At 60.0% G+C, this 16,186-nt stretch carries 18 protein-coding genes; 7 read left to right on the top strand and 11 right to left on the bottom strand.

Going from position 1 to position 16,186, the window contains the following annotated elements; genetic code table 11:
* Nucleotides 1-6: 6 nt before the first annotated feature.
* On the top strand, nucleotides 7-495 hold the full coding sequence (locus GGD46_RS11870; RefSeq protein ID WP_068388031.1) for an Lrp/AsnC family transcriptional regulator: 489 nt from the start codon (nucleotides 7-9) through the stop codon (nucleotides 493-495).
* A gap of 61 nt (nucleotides 496-556) precedes the next feature.
* On the opposite strand, the gene GGD46_RS11875 is transcribed toward GGD46_RS11870, so the two are convergent.
* A complete protein-coding gene (locus GGD46_RS11875) occupies nucleotides 557-1,429 on the bottom strand; it encodes an NAD(P)-dependent oxidoreductase (RefSeq protein WP_184703966.1) in 873 nt (290 codons plus the stop codon).
* A 267-nt stretch (nucleotides 1,430-1,696) separates the two neighbouring features.
* On the opposite strand from GGD46_RS11875, the gene GGD46_RS11880 reads away from it, so the two are divergent.
* The 4 genes from GGD46_RS11880 to GGD46_RS11895 all read left to right on the top strand — a co-directional run bounded on the left by GGD46_RS11880 (nucleotide 1,697) and on the right by GGD46_RS11895 (nucleotide 5,706).
* Nucleotides 1,697-2,665 (top strand): aliphatic sulfonate ABC transporter substrate-binding protein, encoded by a 969-nt coding sequence (locus GGD46_RS11880; protein WP_184703967.1) that lies wholly within the window; start codon nucleotides 1,697-1,699, stop codon nucleotides 2,663-2,665.
* Nucleotides 2,666-2,858: 193 nt separating this feature from the next.
* Nucleotides 2,859-4,034, top strand: a complete 1,176-nt coding sequence (gene ssuD, locus GGD46_RS11885) for an FMNH2-dependent alkanesulfonate monooxygenase (RefSeq protein ID WP_184703968.1) — start codon at nucleotides 2,859-2,861, stop codon at nucleotides 4,032-4,034.
* 24 nt (nucleotides 4,035-4,058) lie between these two features.
* The gene (gene ssuC / locus GGD46_RS11890) at nucleotides 4,059-4,895 is read left to right on the top strand and encodes an aliphatic sulfonate ABC transporter permease SsuC (RefSeq protein ID WP_184703969.1); all 837 of its coding nucleotides are present in this window, start codon (nucleotides 4,059-4,061) and stop codon (nucleotides 4,893-4,895) included.
* Nucleotides 4,896-4,905: 10 nt separating this feature from the next.
* Nucleotides 4,906-5,706: an ABC transporter ATP-binding protein gene (locus GGD46_RS11895; RefSeq protein WP_184703970.1), complete on the top strand. Its 801-nt coding sequence runs from the start codon at nucleotides 4,906-4,908 to the stop codon at nucleotides 5,704-5,706.
* On the opposite strand, the gene GGD46_RS11900 is transcribed toward GGD46_RS11895, so the two are convergent.
* The 4 genes from GGD46_RS11900 to GGD46_RS11915 all read right to left on the bottom strand — a co-directional run bounded on the left by GGD46_RS11900 (nucleotide 5,703) and on the right by GGD46_RS11915 (nucleotide 8,155).
* Nucleotides 5,703-6,179, bottom strand: coding sequence for an SRPBCC family protein (locus GGD46_RS11900; RefSeq protein ID WP_184703971.1), 477 nt, complete (start codon nucleotides 6,177-6,179; stop codon nucleotides 5,703-5,705). The two genes, GGD46_RS11895 and GGD46_RS11900, sit on opposite strands and share 4 nt — an antisense overlap.
* Nucleotides 6,176-6,517 carry a helix-turn-helix transcriptional regulator gene (locus GGD46_RS11905; protein ID WP_184703972.1) on the bottom strand — a complete coding sequence of 114 codons (342 nt, stop codon included), beginning with the start codon at nucleotides 6,515-6,517 and terminating at the stop codon, nucleotides 6,176-6,178. The genes GGD46_RS11900 and GGD46_RS11905 overlap by 4 nt, the downstream gene beginning before the upstream one ends.
* Entirely contained in the window at nucleotides 6,510-7,202 is a 693-nt protein-coding gene (locus GGD46_RS11910; RefSeq protein WP_184703973.1) for a glutathione S-transferase family protein, read from the bottom strand. The genes GGD46_RS11905 and GGD46_RS11910 overlap by 8 nt, the downstream gene beginning before the upstream one ends.
* A gap of 128 nt (nucleotides 7,203-7,330) precedes the next feature.
* Nucleotides 7,331-8,155: a class I SAM-dependent methyltransferase gene (locus GGD46_RS11915; protein ID WP_184703974.1), complete on the bottom strand. Its 825-nt coding sequence runs from the start codon at nucleotides 8,153-8,155 to the stop codon at nucleotides 7,331-7,333.
* A 145-nt stretch (nucleotides 8,156-8,300) separates the two neighbouring features.
* Here GGD46_RS11915 and GGD46_RS11920 point away from each other — a divergent pair, with 145 nt between their 5' ends.
* Nucleotides 8,301-9,026 (top strand): DUF2270 domain-containing protein, encoded by a 726-nt coding sequence (locus GGD46_RS11920; RefSeq protein WP_184703975.1) that lies wholly within the window; start codon nucleotides 8,301-8,303, stop codon nucleotides 9,024-9,026.
* 47 nt (nucleotides 9,027-9,073) lie between these two features.
* Here GGD46_RS11920 and GGD46_RS11925 read toward each other — a convergent pair whose 3' ends face one another.
* The 4 genes from GGD46_RS11925 to GGD46_RS11940 form a co-directional block, all read right to left on the bottom strand.
* Nucleotides 9,074-9,340 (bottom strand): usg protein, encoded by a 267-nt coding sequence (locus tag GGD46_RS11925; protein WP_184703976.1) that lies wholly within the window; start codon nucleotides 9,338-9,340, stop codon nucleotides 9,074-9,076.
* Between the two features lie 180 nt (nucleotides 9,341-9,520).
* Nucleotides 9,521-10,351 (bottom strand): ABC transporter permease, encoded by an 831-nt coding sequence (locus GGD46_RS11930; RefSeq protein WP_184703977.1) that lies wholly within the window; start codon nucleotides 10,349-10,351, stop codon nucleotides 9,521-9,523.
* Nucleotides 10,348-11,160 (bottom strand): ABC transporter permease, encoded by an 813-nt coding sequence (locus GGD46_RS11935; protein WP_184703978.1) that lies wholly within the window; start codon nucleotides 11,158-11,160, stop codon nucleotides 10,348-10,350. The genes GGD46_RS11930 and GGD46_RS11935 overlap by 4 nt, the downstream gene beginning before the upstream one ends.
* 118 nt (nucleotides 11,161-11,278) lie before the next feature.
* The gene (locus tag GGD46_RS11940; RefSeq protein WP_184703979.1) at nucleotides 11,279-12,061 is read right to left on the bottom strand and encodes a lysine/arginine/ornithine ABC transporter substrate-binding protein; all 783 of its coding nucleotides are present in this window, start codon (nucleotides 12,059-12,061) and stop codon (nucleotides 11,279-11,281) included.
* Nucleotides 12,062-12,431: 370 nt separating this feature from the next.
* On the opposite strand from GGD46_RS11940, the gene GGD46_RS11945 reads away from it, so the two are divergent.
* A complete protein-coding gene (locus tag GGD46_RS11945) occupies nucleotides 12,432-14,954 on the top strand; it encodes an OmpA family protein (RefSeq protein WP_184703980.1) in 2,523 nt (840 codons plus the stop codon).
* Between the two features lie 47 nt (nucleotides 14,955-15,001).
* Here the strand turns inward: GGD46_RS11945 and mobB are convergent, their stop codons facing one another.
* Together mobB and mobA are read right to left on the bottom strand one after the other, a co-directional pair.
* Entirely contained in the window at nucleotides 15,002-15,532 is a 531-nt protein-coding gene (gene mobB, locus GGD46_RS11950; protein ID WP_184703981.1) for a molybdopterin-guanine dinucleotide biosynthesis protein B, read from the bottom strand.
* Nucleotides 15,529-16,179, bottom strand: coding sequence for a molybdenum cofactor guanylyltransferase MobA (gene mobA, locus GGD46_RS11955; protein ID WP_184703982.1), 651 nt, complete (start codon nucleotides 16,177-16,179; stop codon nucleotides 15,529-15,531). The genes mobB and mobA overlap by 4 nt, the downstream gene beginning before the upstream one ends.
* Nucleotides 16,180-16,186: the final 7 nt, after the last annotated feature.

The raw sequence follows: 16,186 nt of genomic DNA on the forward strand, positions 1-16,186 counted from the left end.
CTGAAAATGGACCGTCTTGACCGCAAAATCCTGCGCCTCCTGCAGGAGGACTCCACTCTGGCCGTGGCCGACCTTGCCAAGAAGGTCGGATTGTCGACGACGCCGTGCTGGCGCCGCATCCAGAAGATGGAAGAGGATGGCGTCATTCGCCGCCGCGTAGCCCTGCTCGATCCGGAGAAGGTCAACACCAAGGTCACGGTTTTCGTTTCCATCCGCACCAATAGCCACTCCATCGAATGGCTGAAGCGCTTCTCCGAGGTGATTGCAGATTTCCCTGAAGTGGTCGAGTTCTATCGCATGAGCGGCGACGTCGACTATCTGCTGCGCGTGGTCGTTCCGGACATCGCCGCTTACGACGCCTTCTACAAGCGGATGATCGCCAAGATCGAAATTCGCGACGTTTCCTCGGCCTTTGCGATGGAGCAGATCAAGTATTCGACGGAACTGCCGCTCGATTACATGCTGATCGAGAATGCCAAGTCCAACGAGGACTGAAATCGGCTGAGCGCCGCTTCGAGGAGGCGCTCAGCTTAGCCCCTGAACCGGGGCGGCTTTCTTATTTCTTGTCCAGGCGCGCGAGCAGCGAGGAGGTATCCCAGCGATTGCCCCCCATCGCCTGGACGTCGCCGTAGAACTGATCGACGAGGGCCGTGAGCGGCAGCTTGGCCTGATTGCGGCGCGCTTCCTCCAGCACGATGCCCAGATCCTTGCGCATCCAGTCCACGGCGAAGCCGAAGTCATATTTGCCGGCATTCATGGTCTTGTGGCGGTTTTCCATCTGCCAGGATCCGGCGGCACCCTTGGAAATGACCTCCACGACCTTTTCGATATCGAGCCCGGCCTGCTTGCCGAAGTGGATGCCTTCGGCCAGGCCCTGGACGATGCCGGCGATGCAGATCTGGTTGATCATCTTGGTCAGCTGGCCAGCGCCGACCGACCCCATCAGGCCAACCATACGGGCATAGGCGTCGATCACGGGGCGAGCCTTCTCGAAGACAGCCTCATCGCCACCGCACATGACTGTGAGAACGCCATTTTCCGCGCCAGCCTGCCCGCCGGAAACCGGAGCGTCGATGAAGTCGATCCCCTTATCCTTGGCTGCTGCATAGAGTTCGCGGGCAACTTCGGCGCTGGCGGTCGTGTTGTCGATAAGGACCGTCCCAGCCTTCATCGTTGAGAGGACGCCATTTTCGCCCGTCGTTACCGAACGCAGATCGTCGTCATTGCCGACACAGGTGAAGACGAAGTCGGCGCCTTCGGCAGCTTCAGCCGGGGTAGGGGCGAACTTGCCGTCATATTGCTTGGCCCATGCCTCAGCCTTGGCGGCGGTCCGGTTATAGACGGTAACGTCGTGTCCGCCCTTGATCTTTAGATGCCCGGCCATGGGATAGCCCATGACGCCCATGCCGATGAATGAGACCTTTGCCATTCTTGTAACTCCCTGACCGAATTTGACTTGAAGGCTTAGCTGAAAGCCCGATGAGGCGAAAGACTGATCGGCGGAGGAACTTGTCATGGTGGCATGGCATTTGGAATTCTGTTTCTGATTTTCCTAATTTTTGAAATGAAATTTCGCCATGCTTTAGAAACTTCATAAATTCCTTTGTCGATATAATCTATGGATTTGCGATCCTTAGATATCGACAACAAGCCGATGACCGCGAGGGCGGCAGGGCCTTATGAAAAGGGATCTCCGATGATTTCGCGCAGACACACACTCGGCCTCCTGGGCGCCACGGCAGCCACCCTCGCTTTACCCTCGATCCGTTCGGCGCGCGCAGCGGCCGCGACAACACTCCGCATCGGCTGGCAGAAGAATGGCGTCCTGGCGCTTGCCAAACGCAAGGGGGCGCTGGAAAAACGGCTCTCCGATCGCGGTATCTCCGTCGAATGGTCGGAGTTCACCTCCGGGCCGCCGCTCCTCGAAGCGCTCGGGGCAGGTGCGCTCGACTTTGGGGCTACCGGTGATGTGCCGCCGCTTTTTGCGCAGGCCGCCAACGGCAACCTCCTTTATGTCGGCCTCTATAGCGGCAGTCCCGAAGGCTCGGCCATTCTGGTTCGCAAGGATTCGCCGATCCAGACGCTCGCCGACTTGAGGGGCAAGAAGGTCGCCTTCAAGCGCGGTTCCAGCGCCCATAACGTTACCGTCAAGGCGCTGCGCAAGGGAGGGCTTGGTATCAGCGACATTCAGGCACTCGACCTCGCGCCGCCGGACGCTTCCGCAGCCTTCAAGACCGGCGCGATCGATGCTTGGTCCATCTGGGATCCTTATCTCGCCATCGCCGAGGCTGATCCGGACACCCGCATCTTGACGACCGCACGCGGCATCGTCGACTCCTTCAGCTATTTCCTGGCAAACGCCGATTTCACCAAGGGCAACCCGCAGGTCATCGTCGACGTTATCGAAGAGCTTGCAAAGGTCGGGGCGGCGGCTCAATCCAATCTCGACGAGAGTATTGCCGCGCTTGCCGAAATCACCGGCGTTCCCTCAACAATAACGCGGGTGACGTTGACGCGCCCCGGCGCCAATCTCGGCAGCGTCTCGACCATCACGGACGCTGCTATCGCCTATCAGCAGGGGCTGGCCGACGAGTTCTACAATCTCGGTGTCATCCCGAGAAAACTTAGCATCACCGATATCGTCTGGCGACCAAAGGCGAGTTGATAAGGGCATGTGATGCCGCGGCGACCTGCGGCCGAACACTACGGGCGATGGTCGTTTCGGCAAAAATATTCCGTCCGGTACACGACAATAGAAAATCTGCATTGTCGATATAATCCATAGTCTATGTCACTATCCGTAACGAGCATCGGGAAGTGGCTTCCGATCACGCGCATCCAGAAGACAGGAAAACGTCATGACCGCGACCGAAAAACCCATCGATTTCCTCTGGTTCATTCCGACATCCGGCGACGGCACCTATCTCGGCACGGCCGATCTCAATCGGGGGCCGGAGATCGGCTATCTCCAGCAGATCGCGCAGGCGGTCGATCGGCTCGGCTATTCCGGCGTACTGCTGCCAACGGGCGTTTCCTGCGAGGAATCCTTCGTCACGGCGGCTGCGCTTTCTGCCCATACGCAGAAGCTGAAGTTCCTGGTTGCGATCCGGCCGGGCACGGCGTCGCCGGCCTATTATGCGCGCCTCGCCTCGACGCTCGATCGCGTCTCGAACGGCCGCGTGCTCCTCAACATCGTGGTTGGCGGCAGTCCTGCGGAGCTGGCGGGCGACGGCATTCATCTCGAGCATGACGAGCGTTATGCCCATGCCGACGAATTCTTCCATGTCTGGGAGGAGTTGCTGGAGAAGGGGTCTTCGACCTTTGAAGGCAAATATATCAAGGCGACCAATGCGCGGCTCGGCCTGCCGCCGGTGCAGGCGCCGCGGCCGCCGCTCTATTTCGGCGGCTCTTCCGATGCCGGTATCGACTTCTCCGTCGGCCGCGTCGACAAGTATCTGACCTGGGGCGAGCCGCCGGCACAGGTGGCGGAAAAGATCGAAAAAGTGCGCGCCGCGGCGGCCAAGCGTGGCCGCGAAGTGAGCTTCGGCATCCGCCTCCACTTCATCGTTCGCGAGACGGATGAGGAAGCATGGGCCGCCGCCGAGAAGCTGATTTCCAAGCTCGACGACGAGACGATCCGCGAGGCGCAGGAGCAATTCGTCACGCAGTCCGATTCCGTCGGGCAGAAGCGTATGGCGGCGCTGCATGGCGGCCGTCGCGACAAGCTCGAAGTGTCGCCGAACCTCTGGGCTGGTGTCGGCCTGGTGCGCGCCGGCGCCGGCACGGCACTGGTGGGCTCGCCGAAGACGGTGGCTGCAAGGCTGCGGGAGTATCAGGAGCTTGGCATCGAAACGGTGATCGGCTCCGGCTATCCGCATCTGGAAGAAGCCTATCGTGTGGCGGAACTCCTATTCCCCGAGCTTGGCCTGAGCCGCGAGGAGCAGCGCGCCGGATTCCGCAACGAATTCGGCGCCAAGCAGATCTTCGCCGGCGGCAGCCATGGCGGCAATCTGAAGGTGGTTTCCGGCTCGTAACGCCATCCGTCCAGGGAGATCCTCATGTCGGCATTCGATACGTCCTTCGTCCGTGTAGGCTCAGAGCGTCGCGCCCAGCCAGTCAAGGCCAGGAGGCAAGCCATCTCTCTGCAGGGATTTCTGCCTTTTTTGCTGCCAATCGTCGTTGTCGCGGCGTGGCAGCTCGGCTCATCGGCTGGCTGGATCTCCACCCGCATCATGCCATCACCGGCAGCTGTCGTGGTCGCCTTCTGGCAGACCACGATCTCCGGCCAATTGCCGAACAATATCCTCGTCAGCGCCGGCCGCGCTTTTGCGGGGCTGCTGGTCGGCGGCGCAATCGGCTTTCTCCTCGGCATCGCCAACGGCGTATCGAAACTCTCCGAGCAGCTGACGGATACGACGCTGCAGATGCTGCGCACCATTCCACACCTCGCCATGGTGCCGCTCGTCATCCTCTGGTTCGGTATCGGCGAGGAGTCGAAGCTGTTCTTGACGGCGCTCGGCGTGCTCTTCCCGATCTATCTCAACACCTATCATGGCGTGCGCAATGTCGATCGCGGGCTGATCGAGATGGGACGGGTCTATGGCATGAGCAACTGGACGCTATTCCGGAAAGTGATCTTTCCCGGTGCCTTGCCGTCCATACTTGTCGGGCTGCGCTTCGCGCTCGGGATCATGTGGCTGACGCTCATCGTGGCGGAATCGATCGCGGCGTCGTCAGGCATCGGTTACATGGCCAACAATGCACGCGAATTCGGCATGACCGACGTAGTCGTCCTGACGCTGGTCGTCTACGCCATCCTCGGCAAGCTCGCCGATGTCGTCGCACGGACGATCGAGCGTAGGGCTCTGCGATGGAACCCAGCCTATCAGAATTGAGGATCCTGTCATGAGTGTCACCATACTCGATCGCGCACGGACGGACGCCGAACATGCGGTTCCGAGGGCTGTGGGTGCTGCGGCCATCCATATCAGGGGCCTGGAGAAGAGTTTCGGAAACAATCGCGTCCTGCGCGGCATAGATCTCGATATTCCTGCCGGTCAGTTCGTTGCCGTCATCGGCAAGAGCGGCTGCGGCAAGAGTACATTGCTGCGCATTCTGATGGGGCTGGAAGAGCCGGGTGCCGGGCATCTGCGTTTCGAGGCGTCCGATCTCAGCGATACACAGCCCAATACTCGTATCGTCTTTCAGGAGCCGCGCCTGCTGCCATGGCTTTCCGTCGCCGACAATGTTGCCGTCGGTCTGGGGGAGGGCGTGCCGCAGGAGGTGTCCCGCAAGGAGACTGCATCCGTCCTCTCCGAAGTCCAGCTCGCCGAAAAGACTGGCGAATGGCCCTCCAGCCTTTCTGGCGGGCAAAAACAGCGCGTTGCGTTGGCGCGCGCACTCGTCAGCAAGCCAGGAATCCTCGCGCTTGATGAGCCGCTTGGCGCATTGGATGCGCTCACCCGCATCAGCATGCAGGAATTACTGAACCGCGTCTGGCGCGAGCTTGGTTTTACAGCGGTGCTTGTCACGCACGACGTTAGCGAAGCGGTGCATCTGGCGGATCGGGTCGTGGTGTTGGATGAGGGCAGGATCGCGCTCGATCTCGACATTCCTTATCCTCACCCCCGCCGTCACGGCAATCCCGCACTGGCGGAGCTCGAAGGGCAGCTTCTGGGCGCCATTCTTGGTGGCGCCAGGGGTTAATTCGGCCTGCCATTGTCTCCTTCGACATAGAGCCTGAGGTTGTCGAAGCCGATTTCCGTGCCCATCAGTCTTGAGCCGCTGTCGCTGTAGCCGTCGAGGAATACGACCTGTTCGACGAAGGTCATCTTCGTGCCGCCGGGTTCCGGGGCGAAGCTGACCGTTGCCAGTGATACGGAAATTCTGACCTCATCGAGCATCATGTCGAAGGCGTAGATGAAGCGCTCATTCTGGATGACGTCGATATAGCGCGCCTCATAGGCATGCACGACACCATCCGTTGCGGCGGTACGGTTGCTTTCACTGCCGCCGGAGCGGAAGTCGAGCTGGAAATCCAGCTGCTTCCACTCACCATGGCAGGCAAACCATTGCTGCTTGTGTTCGGGGATTGCCCAGGCATTGAAGACGCGTGACAGCGGCGCCTTGAAGTGACGCTCGATGGTGATCGTCGTATGGTCTGTCGATCTTGCACTCATTCGTCCGTCTCCGTCGAAGCATCGGCCAGAAAGATGTCGAGCCGGTCGAAGGTTCTGTTCCAGGATGCCTTGCGTTCGGTAATCCATCGCTCGACGGCTGCAAGCGCCTCCTTGCGAAGATGAAAAGTCCGCACCCGGCCCGCTTTTTCCGAAAGAACCAGCCCGCTGGTTTCCAGCACCTGTAGATGTTTCATCACGGTCGGCAATGCCATGTCCAGGGGCTGAGCCAATTCAGTGACGGACGCAGGTCCGCGCCCAAGCCTGTCGATCATACCGCGCCGGCTTTGATCGGACAGGGCCTGGAACATGCGGTCGAGTGCTTGCCCGTCTTCAAGCATTCGGCTTTTCCGGCCGGAATTGCGCCGGCAGTTTCTCACTATAGGGATACATGTGGAAATAGGGCATGGCTTCCTCCAGGACGCGGGCAAAGGATGGGCGGTTGAGGAGGCGCTTGTAGTAGGCCTTCAGCCGCGTATGTTCCTCGCCGAATGGAAGAACGGTTTCAGCATAGAACAGGCCTGGTGCTGCGGCGCAATCAGCCATCGTCAAGTTGTCGCCGGTGATCCAGGTCTTGCCGTCCAGCTGCTTCTCGATCATTCCATAGGCGGTGCGCAGCAATGCCTGCGCCTCGGTAACGCCCTGCGGGCTTCGATCGCCATCTGCCCGGCGCACGTCGGCGACGATTCTCTGCATCGGGTCCTGAACGTATAGGTCGAAGAAGCGGTCCCAAAGCCGCACGCACAGCGCATCGGTGGGATCTGTCGGCAACAGAGGTGATGCGCCGGGGTAGTGCCTATCGAGATACTCGATGATGATGCTGGTTTCCGGGACGGTGCTGTCGAGTGCGTCATCGCGAAGCACCGGGAATTTGGCGAGCGGCCAGAGGCGCACCAGCGATGCGCGCGATCCCTCATTGCCGAGATCGATGATCCGGCTCTCGAACGGCGTGCCGTTTTCATAAAGCGCCATCAGCACCTTGTGGCAGAATGAGGCGAGGGGATGCTGGTAGAGTGTGAGCGACATTGGGCGGCCTTTCCAAAACCAAGAGCGAGTTAAAACTTACCTAATTGGCTAAGTATCAACTCGATGATTGTTGGGCAAGAAAATAGTTATCCATCTGGATAACTATTTTCCACTTGAAGCCGGCGATGTCAATCGGCGAGGCGACGGGCGATGATCAGATGACCCGGTGTCGGCTGGCCGTCTTCCATCCGTACATTGATGTCGGTGATTTCGACAAGCTCGAATCCGGTCGCCGTCAGCCGTTCGCGAACATAAGCTTCGGCATGGGCAAAGCGCTGATGCGGGCCTACCATATAGGAGCGTCCCGCCATCGTCGCTTGGGGCAAAGTCTCGGAGGAGAAGATGAAGAGGCCACCCGGCGTCATATTTTCCGCTGCGCCGAAAAACAGCGGTTCCAACGCGCCGAGATAAGGCAGAACGTCGGTGGCGGTTATGAGGTCGAAGGGCTCCTCGTCATTGTCGTCAAGGAAATCCTCGACCTCAGCCACGAAAAGCGTCTCATAGACGTCTTTCTCATGGGCGACTTCGACCATGTTTTCAGAGATATCGATGCCGGTGATGTCATCGACGATATCGCGCAGGGTGCTGCCGGTCAGGCCCGTGCCGCAGCCGAGATCGAGCATGCGCTTGAACGGACCGAGACCGAGCGTCTGCAGGCGCTGGCGAACAAGAACCGGAACGTGGTAGCCGAGCTGCTCGACGAGCACGTCTTCGAAGACTTCGGCATGCTGGTCGAACAGCGTCTCGACATAAGCGTCGGGCGCCTTTACCGGCGTTTCACCGCGGCCCATCGAAGCGATGCGCACGGCGGCGCCGCCGTGGTCTTCCGGATCGAGCGCGAGAACCTCTTCATAGGCCTTGACCGCGGCGTCGATATCGCCCGCCTTTTCCAGCGCCAATGCCCGATTATAGGCTTCCGCCAGCGCGTCTTCGTCGATCTTCTTCTTTGCCATGGTTCAGCAGCCCTTCTGTTTGTTCTGCAGGCATTAAAATGCCTGATCAGCTTTTGCAATGCTTGCGATGGAGGCGCAGAATATCGCGACCGACGACGGAAAGTTTGGGGGCGCTATCCGAATAAAAAACAAGGGAGGAACAACAATGGATACCGAACTGACTGCACCGAATTCGACAGGCGGCCCGACCGAGCGCAGCCGTCCCTCGCTGCCGTCAACATCGGCGGAAGTCACGAATACGCTGACCCATTATTATCGCGGCGAGCTTGCGCGGATGACGAGCTGGCGCGATCGCATCGACCGGACGTCGAACTGGGCGATCACGGTGGTTGCGGCCCTGCTGTCCGTATCCCTGTCGACACCTTCGTCGCATCACGGGGTGCTGCTGTTCGGGATGATGCTGATCACGTTGCTGCTGATGATCGAGGCGCGGCGATATCGCTTTTTCGATGTCTACCGTTCGCGGGTGCGCCAGCTTGAGCGGCATTATTTTGCGCAGATCCTGGCACCACAGGCCGATCCTAATTTCGATTGGGCGTTGCCGATTGCGACCAGCCTGCGTGCCCCGCGGCTGTTGCTCAGTTACGCTGAGGCTGCGCAGCGACGGTTGCGGCGCAATTACTGCTGGATGTACGCGATCCTGCTTCTTGCCTGGATCCTGAAAATCTCGACGCCAAGACTGCAAACGGATGCATCCGTGCAGGAGGCGGCGCACTCATGGAGCTATGTCACCGACAATGCGGCTCTTGGGCCGATCTCCGGCTGGTTCGTTATAGTGCTCGTCGCAGCTTTCTATGCCGCCGTTCTCTACGGCACGCTCCATCGTGGGCCGGATGATGGGGACTTCATCCATGGCGAAGCGCATGTCTGACAGCGGCGTTGTCGCCGCGCGGCAGCGTTGCGCGCTCGGATATCGTCTCAATGCAGGATGAATTCGCCTTTCAGAGCCCGCCACTCGGTCGCCGAGATCAGTTTGCGGTGAACGTAGCGGACCGAATGCAGCGGCCCGTCAAGCGTCTCCTGCCAGAACTTCAGGAAACCGCGCATTTCCGGGAAGTTCGGCGCAAGGTCATAGTCCTGCCAGATGTAGGTTTGGAGAAATTGCGGATGGTCGGGCAGACGGTACAGGATTTGCGCCGTCGTCAAGCCATAGCCTCGCAACTGCTTCTGCATGTCGTCGTGCATGAGCTTTCTCTTTCCATTCTTGTTCGTGACTCATGGTCACTAAAATATGGAAACAGCTCAAGGTAAACTCAAGCTTTACAAAAGTGTCACATACAGAATTTCACGCAAAAAAATCAATGCGTTAGCAGCGATTATGCGCGAGTGCTGCCAGTAAAGGCGGCTTGCGCCGCCTTTACCTGCTCAACGCTTGAGGTGGCGTGTCAGCCGGCCTTCCATCCATGCCCAGCCGTTTCTCATGAACTCGACGATCACCAGGTAGAAAATCGCCGCCCAGAGATAGATCTGATAATCATATGTGCGGGAGAAGGCATATCGGGTCTCACCCATCAGGTCATAGACGGTGATGATGGAGACGGTTGCCGAGCTCTTGATCAAGAGGATGATCTCGTTGCCGTATGGGCGCAGGGCGACGATGAGCGCCTGGGGGATGATGATCTTGCGGAAGGCGATCCAGGTGTGGATGCCGAGCGCATTGGCAGCTTCCCTCTGCCCCTTCGGCACGCTCTGGATGGCGGCACGAACGATCTCCGTCTGATAGGCGGCGGTGTTGAGCGTCATGGCGAAGGCGCCGCAATAGAACGGATCCTTGAAGAACCACCACATGCCGATGTCTTCGAAGAACCAGCGGAAGCTCGGGAAACCGTAATACACCATGAATATCTGCGCCAGCAGCGGCGTGCCGCGGAACAGATAGACATAGCAATAGGTTAGCGTGCTCAAGACCTTGTTGTTCGACATGCGGGCGAAGGCCAGCGGTATCGACAGGATGGCGCCAAGAATGAAGGATATGGCGACGAGCTTGATGGTGATCCCCAGGCCGTTGACCAGCCGCGGCCCAAAGGTTTCGAGCTTGTCGACGTCCCACCCGAAAACGATCATCGCAATCAATGCGATGCCGAGAATGGCCCAGAGGGTCAGGAAGAAATAACCGGCGACCCGGGCCTTGGAGAGTTTTTTCGCAGTTTGCGGCGGCGCCGGTTGCGCCGCTATCAGAACCTCGGCATGGCTCATCGATGAACCTCCGCTTGTTTGGCCCATCGATCGAGATAGAAGAGGCCGATCGAGGAAATGACGGCCAGCGTCAGATAGAACAGGCAGGCGATCGAATAGAAGGTGAAGGGTGCCTTGGTGGCGCGTACCGCGATGCCGGTCTGGCGGATAATATCCGCAAGGCCGATGATCGACACGTAGGATGTATCCTTCAGTAGGTTCATCCAGAGGTTCCCTAGGTTCGGCAGCGAGATGCGCACGAGCTGCGGAACGATGATCAGCCGCATGGTGCGGGCCCGATGGAAGCCGAGGGCATCGCCCGCTTCGTACTGACCCTTCGGTATGGCCTTGAAGGCCGATAGCAGCACTTCGGAACAATAGGCGGAAAAGACGATTGCCAGCGCCACCATGCCGGCAGCAAAGGCATTGATCTCGATAGGCCCGTCATAGCCGAATTTGGCGAGCACGGATTGTAGCAGGATCTGCAGGCCATAATAGATGATGAAGAGTGTCAGAAGCTCTGGCAGGCCGCGGAAGATTGTTGTGAAGACGCCCGCGGCAAGTCTCAATGACTTTTCTTCCGATTGCTGGGCGAGTGCGACAAAGAAGCCGATGACGATCCCCAACGGCAGCGTCGCGAGAGAGACCGCAATGGTAATCTTCAGGCCGCCGGCCAGTTCGTCGCCCCAGCCGGAATCGCCGCAGGCGAGCATCGTGTGCGGGCTGAACATGCTGTAGATGGTGAACAGACCAGCCGGACCACACAATGGGTCGAATATCGTACTCAACCAGGTCCACAACGAACCTACGGCGGAAAACAATCCGCTCATGCTTTATTTCCCCTGGCGGCTTTTGCCGCGTTTCTGCTTGTATTGTTCTCGTTGTCAAACAAAAACGGCGGAAGAGCAAGCTTCCGCCGTCGTCTTTTCCCAAGGAATCGACAGGCGATCAGCCGCCGTAAACGTCGAAATCGAAGTACTTGTCCTGAATCTTCTTGTAGGTGCCGTTGGCGCGGATCGCAGCGATCGCGGCATTCAGCTTTTCCTTGAGAGCGGTGTCGCCCTTGCGGATGGCAATGCCGGCGCCGACGCCGTTGATGACCGGGTCGGTCTTCAGTGTGCCGAGCATCTTGCAGCAAGAGCCGGCATCCGACTTGACCCATTGCGACAGCACGACGACGTCGTCGATGGCGGCGTCGATGCGGCCGTTACCGAGGTCGAGCTTGTATTCGTCGGCCGACGGATAGAGCTTCAGCTCGGCGTCCTTCAGGTGAACCGTCGCATAGTTGGCGTGGGTCGTGGAGGACTGAGCGCCGATGGATTTGCCCTTCAGGGCTTCGTCTGTTGCTTCCTTGACGGTGGAATCCTTCGGCACGGCGATCGCCGGCGGCGTGTTGTAGACCTTATCGGTGAAGTCGACGATCTTTTGGCGCTCAGGCGTGATCGACATGGACGAGATGACAGCGTCGAACTTCTTGGCCTGCAGGGCCGGGATGATGCCGTCGAAGTCCTGGTTTATGAAGCTGCACTTGACCTTCATCTGATCGCAAAGCGCATTGGCTATATCAATGTCGAAACCGACGAACTTGCCGCCTGCTTCCAGCGATTCGAAAGGCGGGTAGGTCGCATCGGTGCCGAAGACGATCGTGTCGCCGTCAGCCAGCGCGGCGCCGGCAAGAAGCGACATCGCAGCGAAGGAGGCAGCGGCAAAGAGACGAGTGGAGATGCGCATATTGATCCTCTCTGGTGGTGGCCGTCAGCCCATTATTATGTCTTGGCGGGCGGCTCGAGTGGAGCGGGTCGGTGACCCGCCTTGGCGCGATATTCGTACTTTTTTTTCGGAAATTGCAACTGGAATTACGAAGGATCTCATCGTCACGCGATCCGACGAGGATGGGAAGGCGCTGCCGGTAAATCTGAACGGAAGCCGTCCAATGCGTTCAGCCAGGGTTAATGGCTGCAACCTAATAAGTTTGGGAACATATAGCGGCTTGCCGCGATTCAGCCTTACGAGAACCGGAAAATGGCCTGCTTCGTAAGGCATCGCCTTGCCGGCTGAGATTCGCAATTCGGCAGACAAAGATTATAAGAGGAGACCCCATATGGGTAAGCGATCCAGACTATTTGCCAGCGCCGCATTTCCGCTGCTTTCTTTTTCGCTCGTATTCGAGCCGGCGGCAGCTGCGGCGCTGCGCGAGCAGCCCATCGCGCCGCTGAACAATGGCATCGTCGGAACGGTGGGTGCCACTGCAAGTTTCGAAGTGGCTCAGCAGGAGGCGCCGGCCGCCCAGCCTGAAGAAGAGCAACTCAAGCACAAGAAGCCGGCCGAAGGCGAGCCGCAGGGCCAGAAGCACGAGGGTCAGAAGCCTGAGGGCGGCGCCGAGCCACAGCACCAGATGAAGCAGGCCGAACCCGAAGCGCAGCCGCAACCGAAGCCGCAGAAGCAGGCACAGCCGGAAGCGCAGCCGCCGAAGGCTGAGCACCAGCAGCCCGCTGAGCAGGAGCAGCCGAAGCCGCAGAAGCAGCAGCCGGCGGCAGAAGCTCCGCCCGAGCCGAAGAAGCAGCGCCAGCAGCCGGCCGAGGAGCCGCAGGCCCAGCCTGAAGCCCAACCTCAAGCAAAGCCGCAACCCAAGGCGGTCGCTCCCGAAGCCGAACCGGAAGCGCCCCAGCCCAAGCATAAAGGCAAGCAGCCGGAGGCAAAGCAGCCTGCCGAGGCTCCGCAGCCGAAAGTAGAGCAGCAGCCTGCTGTGGAAGCGCAGCCGGAGGCAAAACCTCAGCCCAAGGCAAAGCCTGAACCGAAGGCGCAGCAACCCGCTCCCGTGCAGAAGGAAGCTCCCGCCACTGCCGAGCCGCAAACTCAGCAGGAGCCGGCAAAGCAGGCGCAACCCGACCAGAGCGCTCACCCGAAGAAGCAGGCTCAGCCCGAGGCGCCAGCACAGCAGCCGGCGGAACAGCCGCAGACACCGGCCGCCCAGCCGCCCAAGGGCGAGAAGACGCCGCCTGCGAAGCAGGAGCAGCCCGCGAAGCAGGAGCAGCCCGCGGCACAGCCCGGAACGCAGGTAGCGCCCGGCACCGAGCAAGGGCAGAAGCCCGCCGACAAGACGCATGGCAAGCAGCCGCAGGGGCAGCAGCAGGGCGAACAGCCAGCCGCCAATCCGCAGCAGCCGGCCGCTAATCCACAGCAGCCGGCCACAAAGGGCGAGCCGCAGGGGCAGCCGGTACAGCCGGGGAATCAGACGACGACGCAACCCGGCAAGCAGCAGCCTGCCAACGAAGCCGAGACGCCTGCCCAGGGCAACGCAACGCCTCCTGCCGCCAATGGCGGCCAGCAGGCTGGCGAAATCCAGGTGCCTCCGGCCGAACAGGTTTCACCGCAGGAGCTGGAGCGCCGCAAGAAGATCGCGGAAAATCCGGGTTCTGCAAAAGGTCCGGTCATTCTGCCGGTCGAGAACGGCAGTGCCGTGCTTGACAGCCAGAAGGATTCCGTCCGTCGCGGAGAGCATCTGAATGGCGGCCAGAGCCCCGGCACTCCCGGCGCACAGGCTGGCCAAGGTCAAGCCGGTCAGGGGCAGAATGGGCAGGCCCAGAACAACCCCGCTCAGCAGCCGCCGCCGGCCTACACCAAGCCGCCGACCTCCGACGCCGATGCGCAGCGCGTACCGGCCGGTGGACAGCCGCAACCGCCCGTCAAGATCGAGGCTGTGACCAGTGAGCAGGGTCGCCGCATCGATCGCCGTCCGGATTTTGTCCCGCCGCAGGGCACAACGGTCCAGACGATCATCAATCAGGACAATCGCACCATCGTGAATGTCGACAACAACTATGTTGTTCGCCATGACGACACCGACCGCTTCGTCCGCGGCGGCGAGCGGCCGACCTATGAGCAGTTGCCGCGGGATCGCTATCGCGAAACCATCGATCAGCCGAATGGCGACCGGATCATCACCATCCGCAATCGCTACGGCGACATCATCCAGCGCTCGCGTGTCGATGCCCGCGGCCGTGAATATGTCCTGTTCTATTCGCCGGAGCTTGAAGATCGGCCGGATCGTGACGACTACTTCCGCGATCCGGGTGACGATCTGCCGCCGATGCGCCTGCTCATTCCGTTGAGCCAGTACATCATCGACACGGCATCCAACCGCAATGCGAACTACTACGACTTCCTGCGGGAACCGCCGGTCGAGCCGGTCGAGCGTATCTATTCGGTCAACGAAGTGCGCTATTCGGCCCGTATTCGCGACAAGATCCGCCGTATCGACCTTGATACGATCACTTTCGCGACCGGCAGCGCCGATATTCCGATGACGCAGGCAAGTACGCTGCGTGGGGTTGCGGACGGCATTTCGAAGGTCATCCAGCGTGACCCGACCGAGACCTTCCTCATCGAAGGCCACACGGATGCGGTCGGGTCGGCCCAGAGCAACTTGATCCTGTCGGACCGCCGTGCGGAATCCGTCGCCAATGTTCTCACGGATGTCTACGGAATTCCGGCCGAGAACCTGGTGACACAGGGCTATGGCGAGCAGTATCTCAAGGTGAATACGCTCGGCCCGTCGCAGGAAAACCGCCGCGTCACTATCCGGCGTATCACGCCGCTGGTTCGTCCGGTCGCAAAGCGGTAAGCGTTCGCTGACACAGGAATGGAGGCCGCCGGGAAACCGGCGGCCTTTTATTTTTCCAGCTCACCGAGACCGATGGTCGCCGCGATGAAATCGGCAATCGCAACGGTGTCATCGAGGTCGAAGACGGTAAGCGAGCCGGCGTCCTCGACGGGGTGGTCGGCCGCTATGGCTGCGATGTAGCGATCCTGAGGAGCGAGTGGCTCTCTCTTTGCTGCGTCCAGGCGACGGGCCTCGATCTTCGGGATCGGCTCGTGTTTATAGCCTTCGATCAGGACAAGGTCGCAAGGGGCGAGGCGTGCCAGTATTTCTTCGAAATCCGGCTCGGGTGCGCCACGTAATTCATGCATGATGGCATAGCGCGTGCCCGAAACGATGGTGACCTCGTGTGCTCCGGCTTCGCGATGGCGAAAACTGTCGGCGCCTACCTTGTCTATATCGAAATCATGATGTGCATGCTTGATCGTCGAAATCCGGTAACCTCGCCGTGTGAATTCGGTGACAAGGCGCACGGCAAGGCCGGTTTTTCCGGAGTTCTTCCAGCCCGCGATGCCGAAGATTTTCGGTCGAGATAGCGTCATAACATTTCTTCCAATGCTGCTAGCCATTTTTCCGCCTCGACGAGATCGTCCGGCGTATTAACGTTGAAGAAGGGATCGAGGGGGCCGATCGAGGTCTGAATGGTCGGAAACTCCACCCGCCGCACCGTGTGGCGTGCTAGAAAATCCCTTACACGCCTTCTCGGATCGCTGACGATCCATGTTTCTAGGTCGTCGATGACGGAAATCGGCCAGAGGCCGAAGACGGGATGATCCTGATCGAGCGATACGGGAATGGCGGCTTCATTGCTGCCCTGGATCGCTTCGGCCAGCCGCACGACAAGATCGACGGGAAAGAAGGGGCTGTCTATAGGCACCGTGGCGACATGCGAGACATCCGGATAATGCCTTGCAGTATCCTGAAGCGCGGCGAGCACACCGGCAAGCGGGCCGAGTTTGCCCGGATGCGTATCCGGAACCAGCCTCAGCCCCATAGCGTCGGGCCAATCGGCATCGGCATTCAGTGACAACGGCTTCCTCTGCGTTTGTCCAATGCGCGCCATGATGCGGGTAAGGAGGGGCTGGTTGCCGAGCATCGCGAAGGCCTTGTTCATACCCATGCGGCTTGAGCGTCCGCCTGCGAGAAGAACCACGGGAATATCGGCGGCATCTGCAATATAGCGCGGCATGGTATCG

The sequence above is a fragment of the Martinezella lusitana genome (genome assembly GCF_014207095.1).
GTDB lineage: Bacteria > Pseudomonadota > Alphaproteobacteria > Rhizobiales > Rhizobiaceae > Rhizobium > Rhizobium lusitanum_B.

Excerpts from the sequence above, each read along its gene's own strand:
- GGD46_RS11870 (WP_068388031.1), top strand. The coding sequence starts at position 7 with ATGGACCGTCTTGACCGCAAAATCCTGCGCCTCCTGCAGGAGGACTCC.
- GGD46_RS11875 (WP_184703966.1), bottom strand. The coding sequence starts at position 1,429 with ATGGCAAAGGTCTCATTCATCGGCATGGGCGTCATGGGCTATCCCATG.
- GGD46_RS11880 (WP_184703967.1), top strand. The coding sequence starts at position 1,697 with ATGATTTCGCGCAGACACACACTCGGCCTCCTGGGCGCCACGGCAGCC.
- ssuD (WP_184703968.1), top strand. The coding sequence starts at position 2,859 with ATGACCGCGACCGAAAAACCCATCGATTTCCTCTGGTTCATTCCGACA.
- ssuC (WP_184703969.1), top strand. The coding sequence starts at position 4,059 with ATGTCGGCATTCGATACGTCCTTCGTCCGTGTAGGCTCAGAGCGTCGC.
- GGD46_RS11895 (WP_184703970.1), top strand. The coding sequence starts at position 4,906 with ATGAGTGTCACCATACTCGATCGCGCACGGACGGACGCCGAACATGCG.
- GGD46_RS11900 (WP_184703971.1), bottom strand. The coding sequence starts at position 6,179 with ATGAGTGCAAGATCGACAGACCATACGACGATCACCATCGAGCGTCAC.
- GGD46_RS11905 (WP_184703972.1), bottom strand. The coding sequence starts at position 6,517 with ATGCTTGAAGACGGGCAAGCACTCGACCGCATGTTCCAGGCCCTGTCC.
- GGD46_RS11910 (WP_184703973.1), bottom strand. The coding sequence starts at position 7,202 with ATGTCGCTCACACTCTACCAGCATCCCCTCGCCTCATTCTGCCACAAG.
- GGD46_RS11915 (WP_184703974.1), bottom strand. The coding sequence starts at position 8,155 with ATGGCAAAGAAGAAGATCGACGAAGACGCGCTGGCGGAAGCCTATAAT.
- GGD46_RS11920 (WP_184703975.1), top strand. The coding sequence starts at position 8,301 with ATGGATACCGAACTGACTGCACCGAATTCGACAGGCGGCCCGACCGAG.
- GGD46_RS11925 (WP_184703976.1), bottom strand. The coding sequence starts at position 9,340 with ATGCACGACGACATGCAGAAGCAGTTGCGAGGCTATGGCTTGACGACG.
- GGD46_RS11930 (WP_184703977.1), bottom strand. The coding sequence starts at position 10,351 with ATGAGCCATGCCGAGGTTCTGATAGCGGCGCAACCGGCGCCGCCGCAA.
- GGD46_RS11935 (WP_184703978.1), bottom strand. The coding sequence starts at position 11,160 with ATGAGCGGATTGTTTTCCGCCGTAGGTTCGTTGTGGACCTGGTTGAGT.
- GGD46_RS11940 (WP_184703979.1), bottom strand. The coding sequence starts at position 12,061 with ATGCGCATCTCCACTCGTCTCTTTGCCGCTGCCTCCTTCGCTGCGATG.
- GGD46_RS11945 (WP_184703980.1), top strand. The coding sequence starts at position 12,432 with ATGGGTAAGCGATCCAGACTATTTGCCAGCGCCGCATTTCCGCTGCTT.
- mobB (WP_184703981.1), bottom strand. The coding sequence starts at position 15,532 with ATGACGCTATCTCGACCGAAAATCTTCGGCATCGCGGGCTGGAAGAAC.
- mobA (WP_184703982.1), bottom strand. The coding sequence starts at position 16,179 with ATGCCGCGCTATATTGCAGATGCCGCCGATATTCCCGTGGTTCTTCTC.